The sequence below is a fragment of the Methylotenera mobilis JLW8 genome (assembly GCF_000023705.1).
Classification (GTDB): Bacteria; Pseudomonadota; Gammaproteobacteria; order Burkholderiales; family Methylophilaceae; genus Methylotenera; species Methylotenera mobilis.
The window spans coordinates 2259135-2276609 of the sequence record NC_012968.1 but is presented as its reverse complement, the minus strand read 5'-3'; the positions used below and the strand labels follow the sequence as shown (position 1 = coordinate 2276609).

Here is a 17475-nt window from a genome sequence, read left to right as displayed (position 1 = left end):
TAAGTGTTGCACATGCAATAGACTTAGTTAGCCAGCGATTGACATTTATCATTAGGATACTAAAGCATGATGTTGACACAACATAAATCACTGACACAAAAATCACTGTATTTAGCAGTGATGTTAGCCTTACCGGCAATAAACGCAATTGCAGAAGAAAAAACGGCAGAAGCCGCGCCGCAACAGACGCTAGAAGAAGTGAATGTAAAAGCCGCTGCAGTTAAAGAGATTGGTGGCTACCAAGCTACAAAAACCCGCGTAGGTAAAGTACTGCAAGATCCACAAGACGTCCCACAAGCGATTACCTCAGTGACGCATGACTTGATGCACGATCAGCAAATCAGCTCACTACGCGATGCACTGCGTAACGTTTCAGGCTTAACCTTTAACGCGGCTGAAGGTGGCCGTGGCGGCGATAACTTCAATCTACGTGGTTTCTACACATTCGGTGATATCTATCTCGATAATATGCGTGATACCGCACAATACTATCGTGAAACATATAACTTGGAGCAAGTAGACGTATTGCGAGGTTCTGCAGCTATGTTGTTTGGCCGTGGTCAGGCTGGTGGTGTGATTAACCAAGTGACTAAAATGGCTAAGCTTGAAGACAAAAATATCGTTACAGGTAGCTTAGGTAGTTACTCTTACCATCAAATGACTGGCGATTTCAATAAAAAGCTGGGGGAAACTACCGCAATTCGCGTTAATGTGATGGATAGACACGAGGAAAACTACCGTCAAAATCCAGCGACTGGTGATAGGCCAGAGATTGATCGTCAAGGTATTGCAGTTAGCTTTGGTACGGGTATCGGTACGGATAATGAGTTTTATCTAAACCACGTGTACACGCAAACGCGAGATGTGCCAGATTTTGGTATTTCATTCTTCAATAAGCGTCCAGCCAATCGTACTGTTGCAACTGGTAAAATTGACGACAAGACTTTCTATGGTGGTAATCAAAACTTTGACAATAGTGATACGCGAGTCACTACAGGTATCTTCACTCATAAGTTTTCCGAAGATACGCAGTTGCGTACGCAGTTGAGAAGTGCAAGTTATGACCGTGCATATTGGGCAAAAACACCACACCAAACAGCCGCAAATGCAGTGCCTACAAACGCATCATTAGTGCTTGGTCAAAATCAGGCAAGAAAATCAAGCTACGATACATTGAATTTGCAATCAGACTTCAGCACCAAGTTAGATTTGGCAGGAATGAAGCATCAAGTATTGGCGGGCGTTGAGTATTTGAAAGAGGACTCATACCGTCAGAGTTTGCGGAACATAGGAACTGCATCTGTGCCTGGTTATACAGAGAGTCAGGTAACAGGAACTCCAACTAAATTCGATGCAGATAACTATGCAGTTTATGCACAAGATACGATTGAGTTTGTAAAAAACTGGGACCTGTTAGTTGGTCTCCGCCGCGATGAATTACGCGCTGACTACTCAAGTGCTACATCGCCAAAACTTAGCTACGGTGAAAATAGTTATCGTACCGGTTTGTCATGGCATCAAACACCAGACAGTCACTACTATGTGAGTTATAGTGATTCATTCAGCCCCACCGCGGATTTGTATCAGTTGACAGTAGCACCATTGCCGCCAGAAAGAAGTAAAACTGTTGAGTTGGGTGCGAAATGGTTATTCTTGGACGGAGATTTATCGTTCCGTACCGCGCTATATCGTACAACTAAAGACTGGGAACGTAGCACTGATTTAGAGGCTACCGCAAGTATTCTGACTAAAAAGCGTCGCACTGATGGCTTAGAGTTTGAAGTGGCAGGTCATTTGACAGACAACTGGGAGGTATTTGGTGGCGTTGCATTTATGGATGCCAAAATTCTGGAAGTCGCAGAGAACGTGAATGCAAGCACTGGCGTGATTACAAAAGCTTACTCAGGGTATAAAGGCCAACGTGCACGTAATACACCAGCTATGACTGCCAATTTGTGGACAACCTATACCATCGCCGGCAACTGGAAAATCGGTGGCGGTTTTGAGGCTAAAGGCGAACGTACCGGTTATAACCCAAGTGGTGGTGCAGGTACTAACTTCGTGAATGGTGCATTCAAGCCTAATGTGGTGCCTGGCTATACGCGCTGGGATGCCATGGCAGCTTATGAAGCTAAAAAATGGGCAGTACGTTTAAATGTGAAAAATTTGTTTAATAAAGTCTATTACGGCGATGTATATGATAACGGCGCCTTCTTGACGCCTGGCAACAGCAGAACCGCAATCTTAACAACTGAAATCAAGTTCTAAGTTGTAACGTTAAAAAAGCCATGAGTAGCCCTCATGGCTTTTTCTGTTTATTATTTACTACTAGAGTGTTGCCCAAGGTCGCATGGTTTTCTTTTATGCGTCCAATTACTGAATTAATTTAGCCTACAAGTAGTCGATAGCATAGCTGTGACCTAAATCACTGCAATTATTACAACCTTGCTCAACTGTGGGCTGAACTTAAATCGATAAAGAACTGATAAAGGAAATGAATATGCGCATATTATTCGCACTATTAGCTTTACTCCCTATTTACGCACATGCGTCAGCAGATTGCCCTGTGCATCCAAAAGAAGAGTGGGCATCAGAAGATACCCTGAAAAAAGCATTAACGGATGAAGGTTATACTATCAAGAAGTTTAAAGTTGATGGTAACTGCTATGAGATGTACGGCCGTAATAAAGACGGCAAAAAAGTAGAAATCTATTTCGATACAAAAACATTGGCTATCATTAAGGCCGAAGGTCTTAGGGATTAACTACAGTAATTAACCGTAGTAATTAACTACAGCAATTTAAGGAAATCATATGTTGCAGCATGTGCCTGATGTGTTAACCGCTGAAGAGTTGGCAGAGGCCCGCCGTTTGCTCGCTAAGGCAAGCTGGGTCGATGGCCGAGTCACTGCGGGGACGCAGGCTGCAATTGTAAAGAATAATCAGCAGCTGCCGGAGAATGCGCCTGAAATCCGCGCCCTTAGGCAGTTGGTGCACATGGCGCTTAGCCGCAATCCGCTGTTTTTCTCTACGGCGCTACCTTCTAGAATCCTGCCACCATTTTTTAACCGCTATATTGGCGATACCAATCACTATGGCTTCCATGTTGATAACGCCATGCGCATGATGCCGGATGGCAGCGGCTACGTGCGCGCGGATGTGTCAGCCACTTTGTTTTTATCCGAACCGGACGAATATGAAGGCGGTGAACTGATGATAGAGGATACCTTCGGTCGCCACGCCTTCAAGTTCAAAGCCGGGAGCATGGTGGTGTATCCATCTTCGTCTGTGCATCAGGTAACGCCTGTAACCAAAGGTGCGCGCGTAGCTTGTTTTATGTTTATTCAGAGCATGGTGCGTGACGCTGAAAAACGTCGCCTGCTGTACGATATGGATATCTCGCTCGCACAGCTACGCCAAACGGTGGGGGAGTCTGAGGCCGTTGTGCATCTAACCGGTGTTTACCATAATCTTTTGCGGCTATGGGCTGAGTAATGGCTTTACTCAGCAAGTTGACAGCGATTCCGCCCGGCATTCAAACTGCAGAAGATTATCTTGCACATGCTCAGCCAAGATTAAGCCCAGAAGTTTTACATTATCTTGAAGGGGGCTCAGGTAAAGGTATCAGCTTAAAAGCCAATTTAGATGCGTTTGATGGGGTGCAATTGATGTCTAGGCCGTTGACAGACGTGAGATGCGGCCACACGCGTATTAATTTATTCGGCCAAAACTTTGAGCATCCTCTATTGCTAGCGCCAATCGCTTACCAGCGCTTGTTTCACGATCACGGTGAGAGTGTGGCTGCCATGGCTGCCAATGCACAAACCGGGCAAATGGTCGTCAGCAGCTTAGCCAGCCAATCACTGGAGGAAATTATCGAGGCGGCAGGTCAGCCCTTATGGTTTCAGTTGTACTGGCAGGGTGATAGGCCACGTACTTTGCGTTTGCTCAATCGTGCGTTATCCGCAGGTTACAACGCAGTGATGTTTACTGTAGATGCGCCGGTAAAGCAAGCAGTGATGGCATTGCCTGACGATGTACGCGCGGTGAATCTGGAGTCTCCGTTATCTCAGCCGCCGGTACAGGCCAACCAAAGCTTGGTGTTTGATGGCTGGATGACACAGGCGCCGAGTTGGGATGATGTCGCTTGGTTGCGAGATCAAATCAAAGTGCCACTGTTAGTGAAGGGTTTATTGCATACTGATGATGTTGCAAATACCTTGCGTCTGGGGTGCGATGGGCTTGTGGTGTCCAACCATGGTGGACGTGTGTTGGATGGCGTACCTACCAGCCTTGCTGTGCTGCCTGAAATTGCCAATATGGTTGCCGGCAAAGCTTGCCTGCTTTTTGACAGTGGCATTCGCCGCGGGCAAGATGCATTTAAAGCGCTGGCATTAGGTGCAGATGCTGTGATGATAGGCCGGCCTTACATTTGGGGGCTTTCTGTTGCGGGTGCACTAGGTGTTGCTCATGTAATACGTTTGATGCGAGACGAGCTCGAAATGACCATGGCGCTTTCTGGTGCCGCTACTCTGGCTGATATTAAACTAAGTAGTTTAAGTGACAGCGCGCTAGGAAGATAAAGATGCAATTGTTTTCAGTATTGTTGTGCCTATTATTACAGCTTGGTAGCTCCCTAATATGATGAAGTGGACATTAATCGTGCGGCTAACCCATTGGCTAGTGGCAGCAGGGGTGATTGTTAATTTCTTTAATGAATCTGGCTATGCGCATCGCTTCATAGGCTACGTCTGCGCTGCATTGGTGCTGTTACGTTTAGTCAATGGCTTCTGCTTTGCGCGTATAGAAGCTTCAACGCTGCATTTGCCTGGGGTGAAGGCGATTAAGTCACATCTTCAATCGCTGTTAAAGCGAGAGACGCACGATTACGTTGGACACAACCCTTTAGGGCAGTACGCGGTTTACGTGATGTGGACCTTGATTTTATTGCTAGCGCTTACAGGCTGGCTAAGTCGCACCGATGAATTGTGGGGTGAGGACTGGCCGGTCGATTTGCACGAAGCCTTGTCCTACTGTTTACAAGGCATGGTTGTGCTGCATCTGCTGGCGGTGACGTTATTGTCTAAATGGCAGGGCAAGAACTTAATCAGCGCCATGATTCGCGGTAAATAATCACGGTGATGCCGAGGTTATCTTTAGCTCCACTATTGGCATCTTAGTTCTTAATGTAGCTTTGTAGCTGCTTAATCAGCTCTTGCTGATAGGCGATGGTTTCTTTCACTAAATCGCCGATCGAGAGTACGCCTACTACCTTTCCGTCCACCACTACAGGTAAGTGTCTGATGCGATGCTCTGTCATGAGTGACAATGCGTACTCTACCGAGTCGCTGGGGGTGGCAGTCAACACCTTGCTGGTCATTACTTCGTGAATTGATGTGGTTTTGGATGAACGGCCTTTAAGTATCACCTCACGCGCGTAATCGCGTTCAGAAAAAATACCAACTAAGCTTTGCCCTTCTAGTACGATTAATGCGCCAATTTTGTATTCAGCCAAAACGACTAGTGCGTCAAATACCGGGCGGTGTGGGGCGATGGAAATGACCTCTTTATACTTTTTACCATCTAGTAATTGTTGTAGTGTTTTCATGCTGCTCTCCCTTGTGATGCGTAAAAATACGTCCAAAAAGTGTCGTGCAAAAAATACTGTATAAATAGTAAATATACACCAATAATTACTTTTACCAAGGGTATTAGAGGCTAAACTCGATTGGTGTTGCCATCACATAAGGTACGGCTTGAATTATTGGTGTATATAGCCAGCTATATTAGTTTTAGCTGGCGTTGTTTGAGGCGGTTACGCAAGTAGTTGCCAGGCCATGCCTAGTATACCCCCAGCTAAGATTACTAAAATAACATTGGCTTTGTACTTGAATATCGCAACACTAGCTAAAGCGGTCAGTGCAACTGAGAGCCAGTCTATTGCGCCCGTTAGTCCTTGTGGCGAAAATACATGGTAGGCAAAGAACAGCGCTAAGTTCACGATCACGCCGACCACCGCTGCTGTAATCGCGCTTAACGGCGCCGTAAATTTAAGATTGCCATGCGTGGTTTCGATGAAGGGGCCACCTAGTAAGATAAATACAAAACTAGGCAGGAACGTAAAGAAAGTGACCACTGTTGCGGCAACAAAGGCCGAGGCGAAAAGTGCGTCAGCGCCAAATGTCTGCGTCACCCAGCCGCCGACAAAGCCGACAAAAGTCACCACCATAATCAGCGGGCCAGGCGTGGTTTCCCCCAGCGCTAATGCGTCTATCATTTGTGTAGGGTTCAGCCATTGGTAGTGTTCCACCGCCCCTTGGTAAACATAAGGCAGCACGGCATAAGCGCCGCCAAAAGTCAGCAACGCGGCTTTGGTGAAAAACCAGCCCATCTGCGTAAAGGCGCCTTGCCAGCCATAATTGGCCATGAGTATAGCCATGGCAAGCAACCATAGTGTGATGCCGCCGATGGCCACTTGCCGTAGTCTACGCCAGCTAAATAATGCATGCGCCGGGGTTGGTGTGTCATCATCAATAATGGCTGCGCCAAAACTTTTCTGTGCAGCGCCGTGACCACCGCCTAATTTAAAATACTTGGGGTAATAGTTGCCGCCGATATAACCTATCAGGCCTGCCGTCAGTACGATGACAGGGAAGGGTAGTTTAAGCGCAAAGATTGCCAAGAAGGCTGCAGCAGCAATGCCCCACATGACCTTGTTTTTGAGGGTGCGTAGGCCGATTCTATACGCGGCAAACATAACAATGGCAACTACCGCTGGTTTAATGCCATACAGCACCCCAGCAACCGCAGGCACCGCGCCATAGGCCATATAAATATAGGCTAGGCCGACCAGAATAAAGAACGAGGGCAGAAAAAATAAGGTGCCAGCCACGATACCGCCCCAAGTGCGGTGCATGAGCCAGCCGATGTAGGTAGCCAGTTGCTGCGCTTCTGGGCCTGGCAGTAGCATGCAATAGTTCAGTGCATGTAAAAAGCGCTTTTCTGAAATCCAGCGCTTCTTTTCAACTAAGTCGTTGTGCATGATGGCGATTTGCCCGGCGGGACCGCCAAAGCTGATAAAGCCAAGCTTGAGCCAGTAAAAAACCGCTTCTACAAACGGTATTGGGTTAGGGGCTGAGTTTAGATTGTTATTGTTATGAGCGTCCATAGCTTCTCCTCTAAGGCATTATGCCATAAGATTTTGAGCAGGCCTTGGACGTGAGTGTCTTGAAACGGGGAGGCTGCTAATTCCCCATAGATTGGATACTAACCGGACTGGATAGTAATAGCTTTGCGGAGCAATCGCAAGGTGCTTAGTCTGCGTACCTAGCTAATCAGCACCAGGTTAATCAGCAGCAGCTAGCTAAGTCGTTACCATTGCTGCTGCATGCTGATTTTTCAATTGGCAATTAAATTCATGCCATGCTTAATTCAGTTGCTGAATTCCTGCCAGTAACCATTTTTCTTGGGTATTGGTCGTATCTTTTTGTATGTGCCATACCTCGTCTATGCTTTCCAGTGCACCATTGTTTTCACGCAGTTGACCCGTAAAGCGCACGCTGGCAATCGTGTAGGCATCTTCATTTGCCACTTCTAGCAGTTCTGCGTTGATCGCAACCACTTCTGTGGTTTGCACGCTGCTACCGCGCTCTTGCATTTGCATAGAGATTTCTGCAAATACTTCCGGCGTTGTATATTCGCGCACATCGTTGATGTCTTTTCTGTCATTAGCTGCTTGCAGGCGAATAAAGGACGCCTTTGCATTTCTCAAAAAGCTATCTACCGGAAAATCATTTGGAATTGGTTGGCTGCTTCTTGTTGCGTTACCACTGCTTAACACTGGCTCAGTGCTTGGTGTTTGGTATGCGTTGCCAGCACCTGCATATTGCATATTCGGCTGCTGCGGTTTCCTGAATCTTGAGATTAGGAACATCACGGCGGCGGCAACGGCTAGCGCTATCAAGATTGAGCCCATGGCATCACCGATGCCTGATCCGGTAAACATGCTGGCGAGAGCTGCGCCAACTGCCAGCCCTGCTAATGGGCCTAGCCATTTGCTTGCGCCAGATTGTGCTGGTTTGTTAGGTGTAGATTCTGGTGCTTTTTGTGACTGCTTGGCCGGTGCTGGTCTGCTTTTGCCAAAGCTGCTGCCGCCGCCAAAACGTTTTGCTTCTGCTATTGAAGACATAAAACTTACACAAGTAATTGCAACCATTAATAACATCAAAAAGCGTTTCATTACGTTCCTTATTCAACCGATAAAAATAGAAAACTACTGCCAACAAATAACTTACTCTACGTGCATTTTACAGTGGATTTTGTCAGTTTTTAGCTGCGTTAGTTTAAATGAAAAACTTATTTATCAATTTAATTTTATGTTACCCATGCCTGAGTAGCGTATCTAGGCACCTTTTTTCCTACCATGCTCTCTGATACATGCGTTTGGGCTTGTAGATGAGCTGCTATTCCTTCTTCTCAGCATAAATAATACGGTTGAAAGGTAGCTGCAAATGGATAACAGATTATTAAGACTGAAGTATTTTCTTGACATAGTTAGCCAGCTAACTATAATGTTCCTAATTATGCTAGAGCTAAAAGACTTACCTACAACTGGGGTGCTCCAAAAGTTTGCCGAACGATATCCCGATGCGGATATCACGGCAGTGTCGAGCTTTTTACATTTGCTGCGCGTGGCAACTGACTTATCCATCGCCTTAGATGCCTGCTTGAGTAAGCATGGTTTGCTGCAGGGGCGCTGGTGGGTGCTCATTTTGCTGATGCGGGAAGAGACGCAAACTTCAACGCCATCGGTGCTGGCAGATAAAGCCGGTGTTAGCCGTGCCACCATGACTGGGCTTATCGACGGGTTGGAACAAAGCGGTTTGGTAGAGCGTGTGTATAGCAAAAATGACAGGCGTAGCGTGTCGATACACTTGACTACTGCTGGGCAGGCTAAGCTAGATGTGGTGATGCCGGATTACTATCATAGATTAAGGCTGTGCATGCAAGGGCTTGGTGAAGCGCAGCGTGAGCAGATGCACCAGATGCTCGATTTAATTAATTTAGGTATTCCGGAATTAACCAAATAGAAGTAACTTATTTTCATGAAATTAGGAGATCACATGAGCAGTATTCAACAACAAATTAATGCAATTAACCAAAGTTTTGACCATGCGTTCAATACTAAAAATGCGGCTGCGATAGGCGTGCTCTATGCTGAAAATGCTGTGGTGATGCCAGCGCCGGCAGGTGAGCCGGTGATAGGTGCAGCTGCAATCCAAGCGTTTTTTGCTGGTCTGATTGAGGCAGGGGTGATTGAGCATCAACTTAGATTGTTAGATGCAGTAGAAGATGGCAACTTGGCATATCAGCGCGGTAACTGGGCTGGTGCAATGTTAAATGCAGAAGGCGAGAAACAAACGTTTGGTGGCAACGTGCATTTGGTTTATCGCAAACAAGCAGATGGTGTTTGGAAAGCAGTGACGCATATTTGGAACTAAGCGGTTTGAGCGGGTCTATGATGCGCGAGCAAATTAATTAAGGCATAGAAAATAGATGGAAAATAGTACAAAAAAAATCATTAGCGCATTTGTTGCGCTAATCGTACTCACCATTATTTGGGGCTACAACTGGGTGGTGATGAAGAGCGCATTGCAATATGCAGGCCCGTTCCAATTTGCCGCAATGCGTGTGTTCTTTGGGGCGGTTGTGCTGTTCGTCGTTATCTATGCCACCAAGCGCCCTTTGGGGCTAAAAGAGTTCCCCACTATGCTGGTATTAGGCTTGCTGCAAACAGTAGGTTTTACCGGTTTACTGATTTGGGCTTTAGTGGAAGGTGGAGCAGGTAAAACCGCTGTGCTTACTTACACCATGCCATTTTGGGTAATGTTGTTTGCGTGGCCAATGCTGGGTGAAAAAGTGCAAGGCTGGCAGTGGTTGGCTGTCATCTCTGCTGTGTTCGGTATGTTGCTGATCTTTGATCCGCTACATATCAGAGCCGATGGTTTTAGCATGTTTTTGGCCATTATTTCCGGCGTATCCTGGGCGCTGTCCGCCATTATTTCTAAAAAGTTGCATCAGCGCAGCCCGCATCTGGATTTATTAAACTTGACGGCCTGGCCGATGTTGCTAGGCTCTGTTCCTATGCTGGCAATTGCATTTATTGTGCCGGCACCGCCGATTCAATGGACGGGTTACTTTATCGGCTCTGTATTGTTTAATGTGTTTTTGAGCGGCGCGCTGGCTTGGCTACTTTGGCTGTATGCTTTACAGATTTTACCTGCAGGCGTCGCCAGTATGGCATCTATGTTGGCACCGGTGATTGGCGTCCTAGCAGCATGGATACAGTTAAACGAAGTGCCTAATCGTATGGAGTTGATTGGCATGGTGTTAATCGCATTATCGTTAGTGATTATTTCTTTCGTTAGCATTAAAAAGCATGCCCCTGTTGACCCGGCAATCGGGCAAGAGTAGCGGCATCAGTTCATCGCATCTAGGTTTAGTGCCTAGATGCGATTGACACCAGTCATTTCCCTCAAGCCTCACCATTTAAAAGCCTGTAATTTGGGTAAACGCATGTGATAAAATCCGCCTTATTTAGTTGGAATTTAGGATCTAAACATGGCAGGTCATAGTAAGTGGGCAAATATTCAACACCGCAAAGGTCGTCAAGACGCAAAACGCGGTAAGATTTTTACTAAAATCATCAAAGAAATCACGGTGTCAGCCCGTCTTGGTGGCGGTGACCCCAATATGAACCCACGCCTACGTGCGGCCGTTGCCTTGGCAAAAGAAGAAAACATGCCATCAGACAACATCACACGTGCCATCAAAAAAGGTACGGGTGAGTTGGAGGGTGTGAGCTACGAGGAAATTCGTTACGAAGGCTATGGCATCAACGGTGCTGCGATCATTATTGATTGTTTAACCGACAATAAGCAGCGCGCAGTAATGGACGTGCGTCATGCCTTAAGCAAGCACGGCGGTAACTTGGGTACGGATGGTTCCGTTGCGTTTATGTTTAAGCACTGTGGTAGCTTGGTGTATGAGCCTGGTACCTCAGAAGATAAAGTGATGGAAGTTGCGCTTGAAGCGGGTGCGGAAGACGTGGTGACCAACGATGACGGCAGTATTGAAGTGATTACGCCACCAGCTGACTTTATAGCGGTGAAGGAAGCGCTAGAAGCGGCAGGTCTCAAAGCGGTGATGGGCGAAGTAACCATGAAGCCTGATGCTGAGGTTGTGTTCACTGGCGACGATGCAATCAAAATGCAAAAAATTCTGGACGCATTGGAAGACCTAGATGATGTGCAGGATGTTTACACCTCTGCGGTGATTGAAGAGTAGATCTGCATGGTGCAAGCAGCTTGGGGTATGCTTTGAGTGCTATCCGGATACTCGGTATAGACCCGGGCTTGCGCCTCACCGGTTTCGGTGTGATTGAAAAAATAGGTGAGAAAATCACCTACGTCTCCAGTGGCACCATCAAAACCGCGAGTGCCAAAAAAAGCAAGGTAGAGGGTGACCCCGAGCGTGAAGAGTTGCCGGCGCGCCTGAAAGTCATCTTGGATGGCTTGTTTGAGGTGATTGATACCTACCAGCCGCATCAAGTGGCGATTGAGAAAGTATTTGTAAACGTTAATCCGCAATCCACCCTACTGTTAGGGCAAGCGCGTGGTGCGGCCATTAGCGCTGCCGTCATCCGCAATTTAAGCGTTGCCGAATATACCGCGTTGCAAGTCAAACAGGCGGTGGTTGGTAATGGTCATGCACAAAAAGAACAGGTGCAGGAGATGGTAAAGCGTCTGCTTAAATTACCCGCTGCACCCAAGCCAGACTCTGCGGATGCGCTTGCTTGTGCGATTTGTCATGCGCATGGCGGGCAGGGCTTAGGTTTGATGGCGACTGCCGGTTTCCGTGTACGCGGCGGGCGTCTAGTTGGTTGATTGCTGTCTGGCTAATTATCCTGTGGATTAATTACGCAGTCTATTAAATTACCTAACTTAGTAATTTTGCCTAGGCAATAATTGCCTGTTAGTTTTCTTATGTCATCTCTCCTTGTTTTTGTACGTTGCGATTAGTCTGTGCCTTTGGTTTTAAAATGCTCACCGTATTCTGCATCTACAGTCTGTAATCTAGGCTTGCTGGGATACGCAGCCATGCGTTATTGTTCGTTATTATTTTGTAATGGAATCTCTGATGATTGGTCGATTAAGCGGTACCTTGTTAGAAAAAACACCTCCATTGATCTTGATTGATTGTAATGGGGTAGGTTACGAGTGTGAGGTGCCGATGAGCACGTTTTACAATCTGCCGGCGATTGGCGATAAAGTCGTGATGCTCACACACTTTGTAGTACGCGAGGACGCACAGTTGCTGTATGGTTTTGGTACCAGCCAAGAGCGTGCAACTTTTCGCCAGTTGCTAAAAGTAAATGGTATTGGTGCTAAATCAGCCTTGTCTATTTTAAGCGGCTTATCTATCGATGATTTGGTGCAGGCCGTTGCCCTGCAAGAGCCCAGCATGCTGACGCGTGTGCCTGGTGTTGGTAAAAAAACGGCGGAACGTTTACTGTTGGAACTCAAAGATAAGTTTACGATTGATGGTGTGGCGGCAATGAATGAACCGCAAACCAAATCTGCCACTAGTGATGTGCTTAATGCCTTGCTGGCACTGGGTTACAACGAGCGTGAGGCAGTGGCTGCGGTTAAGTTGCTGGATAAAGAAATCAGTGTCACTGACGGCATTAAACAAGCATTAAAATTACTTTCAAAGTAGGATGCAGTATGATGTAAGGGTGGTTGCTTTAATAGATATCTCACCCATCACTTGAGTACTCAATATGATTAACACCAACCAAATCGCACGCATCGCTTCGATATCGCTACTGATAGTAGGCTGCGTTTTTGTGTTGTATCCATTCATGGCGGCCATGCTGTTTGCGGCCATTATTTGTGTGTTTACCTGGCCGTTATACCAGCGCGTTTGGCTGTTGTTTGGCAAGCGCGATATGCTGGCCGCGGCCATGATGACGCTGCTTTTGCTGTTTGCGATGATTATGCCTATGGCCTATTTGGCGGCAAATCTAGCAGACTCTGCTACGCTCATGTTGGATGAGGCGCAGGCTGTGTTGCAAAGCATGCAGCCGGTAGCGCCCACATGGCTAAAAAACCTGCCCATTATCGGTGAGTCATTAGCTGAGTCTTGGCAGCGTGTGATGGCGAGCCATGAGGAGTTGATGCACCTGCTTAATCAGTATGCAGAGCCGATACGCGTATTTCTATTGAAGGTAGTACAGATGGTCATGGGCGGGTTTGTGCAATTGGTGCTCGTGGTGTTTGTGGCATTTTTCTTTTATCGGGATGGCACCAAGCTCGTGGCTGCAGTCACGAGCATGGTACGACGACTGGGTGGCGAGCTAGGGCAGGAGATGCTGGTGTTGTCATGTAATACGGTGAAAGGTGTGATGCTAGGCGTGTTCGGCACTGCGTTAGCGCAAGCCAGTGTCGGGCTGTTTGGATTTTGGCTGGCGGGCGCTCCTGCGCCGCTATTGCTGGCGCTAGCTACTTTTTTCTTATCGGTGATTCCTGTCGGCCCGCCTTTGGTGTGGGGTGGCGCTTCATTGTGGTTATTTAATCATGGTGACCAAGGCTGGGCGATTTTCCTGTTGGTCTATGGGTTGCTGGTGATTAGCATGGTGGATAATATTGTTAAGCCCATCTTGATTAGCCACTCATCACACTTGCCGCTATTGTTGGTGGTATTAGGGGTGTTAGGTGGCATTTTGGCGTTTGGTTTTATCGGCATTTTTTTAGGGCCAACGCTACTAGCCGTTGGTTTAACACTCGTGTCACATTGGGTAACTTTGCAAAATAAGAGAGCAGATGAAGTTGTATGATAGAAACTGACCGTTTAATCGCCCCGGACGTTGTGAGCCCGCAAGAGGATGCGCTGGAGCGCGCACTGCGCCCTAAAGTGCTGGATGAGTATATCGGTCAGGAAAAAGCCCGAGCGCAGCTGGAGATATTTATTAATGCTGCCCGTGGCCGCAGCGAAGCGTTAGACCATGTGCTGCTGTTTGGCCCACCTGGCTTGGGTAAAACCACGTTGGCACATATCATTGCCAAGGAAATGGGCGTTAATATGCGCCAGACCTCAGGGCCTGTGCTGGAGCGCGCGGGTGATTTGGCGGCGCTGCTGACCAACCTAGAGCCCAATGATGTGCTGTTTATTGATGAAATACACAGGTTGTCCCCCGTGGTGGAAGAGATTCTATACCCGGCGATGGAGGATTACCGTCTGGACATCATGATCGGCGAAGGGCCAGCCGCACGTAGTGTGCGTCTGGATTTGCCGCCATTTACCCTAGTGGGCGCAACGACTCGCGCCGGCATGCTAACTAATCCTTTGCGCGATCGTTTTGGTATCGTGTCCAGATTGGAGTTCTATACCTCAGAAGAGTTGGGCCGTATTGTACAACGCTCGGCCGGTTTACTTGATGTGGAGATGGTAGATAGTGGCGCACTGGAGATTGCCAGACGTTCCCGCGGTACACCCCGTATTGCTAACCGCTTGCTGCGCCGGGTACGTGACTACGCGCAGGTGAAAGCAGATGGTAAGGTAAATGCCAATATTGCCGATGCTGCGCTAAGAATGTTAGATGTGGACAAGCTAGGTTTTGATGTGATGGACAGAAAGCTGCTGCTTGCGGTGTTGGAGAAGTTTGGTGGCGGGCCAGTAGGCTTGGATAACCTGGCTGCTGCGATAGGTGAAGAGCGCGATACGATAGAGGACGTGCTGGAGCCGTATTTGATTCAGCAAGGCTTCTTGATGCGCACCCCACGCGGCAGGGTGGCCACCAGCCAGTCATACCAGCACTTTGGCTTGCCGGTGCCGGGCGCGATTGCCAACGGCGCATCATGGCAGGAGCAGTAATGGTTTTAGCTAAATTTACGTGGCCGGTACGCGTGTATTATGAAGACACAGATGCGGGTGGCGTGGTGTATCACTCTAATTATTTGAACTTTATGGAGCGTGCACGCACTGAGTGGTTGCGCGCTTTGGGTTTTGAGCAAACGGAAGTAAAGGACAGTCATGGCGTGATTATCGTGGTGCACAGCTTGTCTATCGGCTTTAAGAAGCCTGCATATTTTAATGACATGCTTGAAATTCATTGCGATATCGTTAAAATCGGCCACGGCAGTATAGAGTTAGCGCAAACCATTACGCGTAATGGTGAGCAACTGGTTAACGCACATGTGAAAGCGGCTTTTGTAAATGCCGCAACCTTCAAGCCTGTAGGGATTCCAGCACAAATAAAACAAGCAATGCTTAATTAACGTTGTTAACAGCGTGCGGATTGGCGTGGTTAATAGATTAAAATCTTGGCATCTGCGGTTAAGCAGCGCTGATGCAAGCACATTGCTTAACAGTATATTAGACCAAAAGAGCAGTAGATAAACAGTGGAGAAGTTATGAACGCTAGTAGTGATATGTCTTTTTTCAGCCTAGTGGCAGGTGCAAGTTTGCCAGTGCAGCTGGTGATGCTTATTCTGATCATCACCTCTCTATTTTCTTGGTGGTATATTTTTATCAAAGTGGCTACCGTTAAACGTGCGGAGCGTGACGCAGAAGATTTTGAAGACACATTCTGGAGCGGTGGCGACCTCAATAAGCTATATGACAGCATCACTGCTCATCGCCGTAAACCGCAGGGCATGGCGAGCATTTTTGAAGCAGGATTCAAAGAGTATGCACGCCATAAGCAACAAACACGTATGGACGTGTCCGACGTGATGGAAGGTGCGCGTCGTGCTATGCGTGCTGCTTACAACCGTGAGATGGACGAGTTGGATGCACATTTGCCGTTTCTAGCATCCGTAGGCTCTGTCAGCCCGTATATCGGTTTATTCGGTACGGTATGGGGCATTATGAATGCATTTAGAGGCTTATCCAGTGTTGGACAAGCCACCCTTACCCAAGTGGCTCCTGGCATTGCAGAAGCGCTAGTGGCAACCGCGATTGGCTTGTTTGCAGCGATTCCAGCGGTGATTGCCTATAACCGATTTGCCAGCTCTGTTGACAGACTTTCTGTGCGCTATGAAAGCTTTATGGAAGAGTTTACTAACATTTTGCAGCGCAAATCTTAATATGGCGATGTCTTTGATGTTTACTATTAAACCGATTTCAACAGGAGTTGCGTGATGAGCAGAACACGTAAACGCCGCATGATGAATCAAATCAACGTCGTGCCTTATATCGACGTGACCTTGGTGTTATTGGTGATTTTTATGGTCACCGCACCCATGACCAACCCTGGCATCGTTGAGCTACCGGGCGCTGGGCAGGCGTTGAATCAACCTAAATTGCCACCGGTGGTGGTGACGGTAAAGAAAAACGGCAGCATAGAGTTGGATAGCCAAGCCATGCAGCGCGATGAGCTGCTGGTGGCGGTGCGGGCCACGCTAAGCAAATCACCTGAGCGCTCTGTGGTCATTGCGGCGGATAAGAACGTTAAATACGAAGACGTGATTGGCGTGATGGATCTACTTAAAACCAACAAGGTCGACAAAGTTGGTTTGCTGCTTAAGCCTGTTTAAGATAGTAGGCTAATTTTTCATGATGTTACGTCAGCGCGAAAATCCAGACTCATTCAAGGCAGGGGTGCTCTCTATCAGCGTGCACGCTATTTTGCTGGGTGCCTTGTTGATTTCATTTAACTGGAAAACTACGCATCCTGTCAGCGTTGCTGAGGTTGAGTTGTGGGATAGTTTGCCGGCAGCCAGCGCGCCTGTTGTTACTACGCCTGTGGTAAAGGAAATTCCTAAGCCTGAGCCCAAACTCGAACCGAAGCCAGAACCTAAGCCCGAGCCGGAAATCGCGATTAAACACGAGGCACAAAAAAAGCCTGAAAAAAAAGAGCCGCTAAAAAAGGTAGCAATTAAAGAGCCGCCCAAAGAGCCAGCTAAGCCGGTCAAAAAAACTGACCAGCTAGCCGAGCTACAAAAGCAGTTGCTGCAAGAGCCCGCAGAAAAGCCTAAAAAACCACCGGTCAACGATGCACTGAAAAAGCTGCAGCAGGAGAGCTTGGGTGACACTGGTACCTCAGCTGAGCCTAAGGCTAGTGCGGCTAAAGCAGGTGTGGTGGATGAATTTAAAGCCAAGATACAGGCGAAAATCCGTAACAACGTGATTAAATCATCATGCGGCGACGGTAACCCGGAGGTGAGGTTTGAAATTACTTTGCTGCCTACCGGTGAGCTGGGTGCGGCGCCTAAGTTAACCAAATCTAGCGGTATCGCTGGATGTGACGATGCGGTGGAGCGGGCGATTCGTGCGTCTGAGCCGTTACCGCTGCCTGAAGATAAAACTTTATTCCCGCAGTTCCGGACATTGAAGCTGACTTTCCACCCCAGCAAGGACTAAATATGGGGCAAGTAAAATGTAAGCAAGTGTAAATGCGCTGGCATCTATTGCA

20 protein-coding genes are annotated in these 17475 nt (G+C 47.6%); 17 read left to right on the top strand and 3 right to left on the bottom strand.

Annotated elements, in window-relative coordinates; all coding sequences use genetic code 11:
* The first annotated feature begins 66 nt into the window (after window positions 1-66).
* From MMOL_RS10625 to MMOL_RS10605, 5 genes are all read left to right on the top strand, one after another.
* Entirely contained in the window at window positions 67-2268 is a 2202-nt protein-coding gene (locus MMOL_RS10625) for a TonB-dependent receptor (protein ID WP_015833036.1), read from the top strand.
* A 232-nt stretch (window positions 2269-2500) separates the two neighbouring features.
* Window positions 2501-2764 (top strand): PepSY domain-containing protein, encoded by a 264-nt coding sequence (locus MMOL_RS10620; RefSeq protein WP_015833035.1) that lies wholly within the window; start codon window positions 2501-2503, stop codon window positions 2762-2764.
* Between the two features lie 49 nt (window positions 2765-2813).
* Window positions 2814-3494 carry a Fe2+-dependent dioxygenase gene (locus MMOL_RS10615; RefSeq protein WP_015833034.1) on the top strand — a complete coding sequence of 227 codons (681 nt, stop codon included), beginning with the start codon at window positions 2814-2816 and terminating at the stop codon, window positions 3492-3494.
* Window positions 3494-4582, top strand: a complete 1089-nt coding sequence (locus MMOL_RS10610) for an alpha-hydroxy acid oxidase (protein WP_015833033.1) — start codon at window positions 3494-3496, stop codon at window positions 4580-4582. Before MMOL_RS10615 ends, MMOL_RS10610 begins: the two co-directional genes overlap by 1 nt.
* Before the next feature lie 58 nt (window positions 4583-4640).
* Complete coding sequence (locus MMOL_RS10605) at window positions 4641-5132, top strand: cytochrome b/b6 domain-containing protein (RefSeq protein ID WP_015833032.1); 492 nt, start codon at window positions 4641-4643, stop codon at window positions 5130-5132.
* Window positions 5133-5175: 43 nt separating this feature from the next.
* Here MMOL_RS10605 and MMOL_RS10600 read toward each other — a convergent pair whose 3' ends face one another.
* The 3 genes from MMOL_RS10600 to MMOL_RS10590 all read right to left on the bottom strand — a co-directional run bounded on the left by MMOL_RS10600 (window position 5176) and on the right by MMOL_RS10590 (window position 8238).
* Complete coding sequence (locus MMOL_RS10600; RefSeq protein ID WP_015833031.1) at window positions 5176-5607, bottom strand: CBS domain-containing protein; 432 nt, start codon at window positions 5605-5607, stop codon at window positions 5176-5178.
* A gap of 207 nt (window positions 5608-5814) precedes the next feature.
* Complete coding sequence (gene chrA, locus MMOL_RS10595) at window positions 5815-7167, bottom strand: chromate efflux transporter (RefSeq protein ID WP_015833030.1); 1353 nt, start codon at window positions 7165-7167, stop codon at window positions 5815-5817.
* Between the two features lie 258 nt (window positions 7168-7425).
* Window positions 7426-8238 (bottom strand): Tim44 domain-containing protein, encoded by an 813-nt coding sequence (locus MMOL_RS10590; protein WP_015833029.1) that lies wholly within the window; start codon window positions 8236-8238, stop codon window positions 7426-7428.
* Window positions 8239-8581: 343 nt separating this feature from the next.
* Between MMOL_RS10590 and MMOL_RS10585 the strand changes: the two genes are divergently transcribed.
* From MMOL_RS10585 to MMOL_RS10530, 12 genes are all read left to right on the top strand, one after another.
* A complete protein-coding gene (locus MMOL_RS10585) occupies window positions 8582-9088 on the top strand; it encodes a MarR family winged helix-turn-helix transcriptional regulator (protein WP_015833028.1) in 507 nt (168 codons plus the stop codon).
* A 33-nt stretch (window positions 9089-9121) separates the two neighbouring features.
* Entirely contained in the window at window positions 9122-9499 is a 378-nt protein-coding gene (locus MMOL_RS10580) for a YybH family protein (RefSeq protein ID WP_015833027.1), read from the top strand.
* Window positions 9500-9554: 55 nt separating this feature from the next.
* Window positions 9555-10472, top strand: a complete 918-nt coding sequence (locus MMOL_RS10575) for a DMT family transporter (RefSeq protein WP_015833026.1) — start codon at window positions 9555-9557, stop codon at window positions 10470-10472.
* Window positions 10473-10619: 147 nt separating this feature from the next.
* Window positions 10620-11345 (top strand): YebC/PmpR family DNA-binding transcriptional regulator, encoded by a 726-nt coding sequence (locus MMOL_RS10570; RefSeq protein WP_015833025.1) that lies wholly within the window; start codon window positions 10620-10622, stop codon window positions 11343-11345.
* Window positions 11346-11377: 32 nt separating this feature from the next.
* Window positions 11378-11944 (top strand): crossover junction endodeoxyribonuclease RuvC, encoded by a 567-nt coding sequence (ruvC, locus tag MMOL_RS10565; RefSeq protein WP_041928588.1) that lies wholly within the window; start codon window positions 11378-11380, stop codon window positions 11942-11944.
* 253 nt (window positions 11945-12197) lie between these two features.
* Window positions 12198-12776, top strand: a complete 579-nt coding sequence (gene ruvA, locus MMOL_RS10560) for a Holliday junction branch migration protein RuvA (RefSeq protein ID WP_015833023.1) — start codon at window positions 12198-12200, stop codon at window positions 12774-12776.
* Window positions 12777-12840: 64 nt separating this feature from the next.
* Complete coding sequence (locus tag MMOL_RS10555; RefSeq protein ID WP_015833022.1) at window positions 12841-13896, top strand: AI-2E family transporter; 1056 nt, start codon at window positions 12841-12843, stop codon at window positions 13894-13896.
* On the top strand, window positions 13893-14933 hold the full coding sequence (gene ruvB, locus MMOL_RS10550; RefSeq protein WP_015833021.1) for a Holliday junction branch migration DNA helicase RuvB: 1041 nt from the start codon (window positions 13893-13895) through the stop codon (window positions 14931-14933). Before MMOL_RS10555 ends, ruvB begins: the two co-directional genes overlap by 4 nt.
* Window positions 14933-15337 (top strand): tol-pal system-associated acyl-CoA thioesterase, encoded by a 405-nt coding sequence (gene ybgC, locus MMOL_RS10545; RefSeq protein ID WP_015833020.1) that lies wholly within the window; start codon window positions 14933-14935, stop codon window positions 15335-15337. The genes ruvB and ybgC overlap by 1 nt, the downstream gene beginning before the upstream one ends.
* Window positions 15338-15472: 135 nt before the next feature.
* Window positions 15473-16147 carry a protein TolQ gene (gene tolQ / locus MMOL_RS10540; RefSeq protein WP_015833019.1) on the top strand — a complete coding sequence of 225 codons (675 nt, stop codon included), beginning with the start codon at window positions 15473-15475 and terminating at the stop codon, window positions 16145-16147.
* Between the two features lie 54 nt (window positions 16148-16201).
* A complete protein-coding gene (locus MMOL_RS10535; protein ID WP_015833018.1) occupies window positions 16202-16597 on the top strand; it encodes an ExbD/TolR family protein in 396 nt (131 codons plus the stop codon).
* A gap of 19 nt (window positions 16598-16616) precedes the next feature.
* Window positions 16617-17423, top strand: coding sequence for an energy transducer TonB (locus MMOL_RS10530; RefSeq protein ID WP_015833017.1), 807 nt, complete (start codon window positions 16617-16619; stop codon window positions 17421-17423).
* Window positions 17424-17475: the final 52 nt, after the last annotated feature.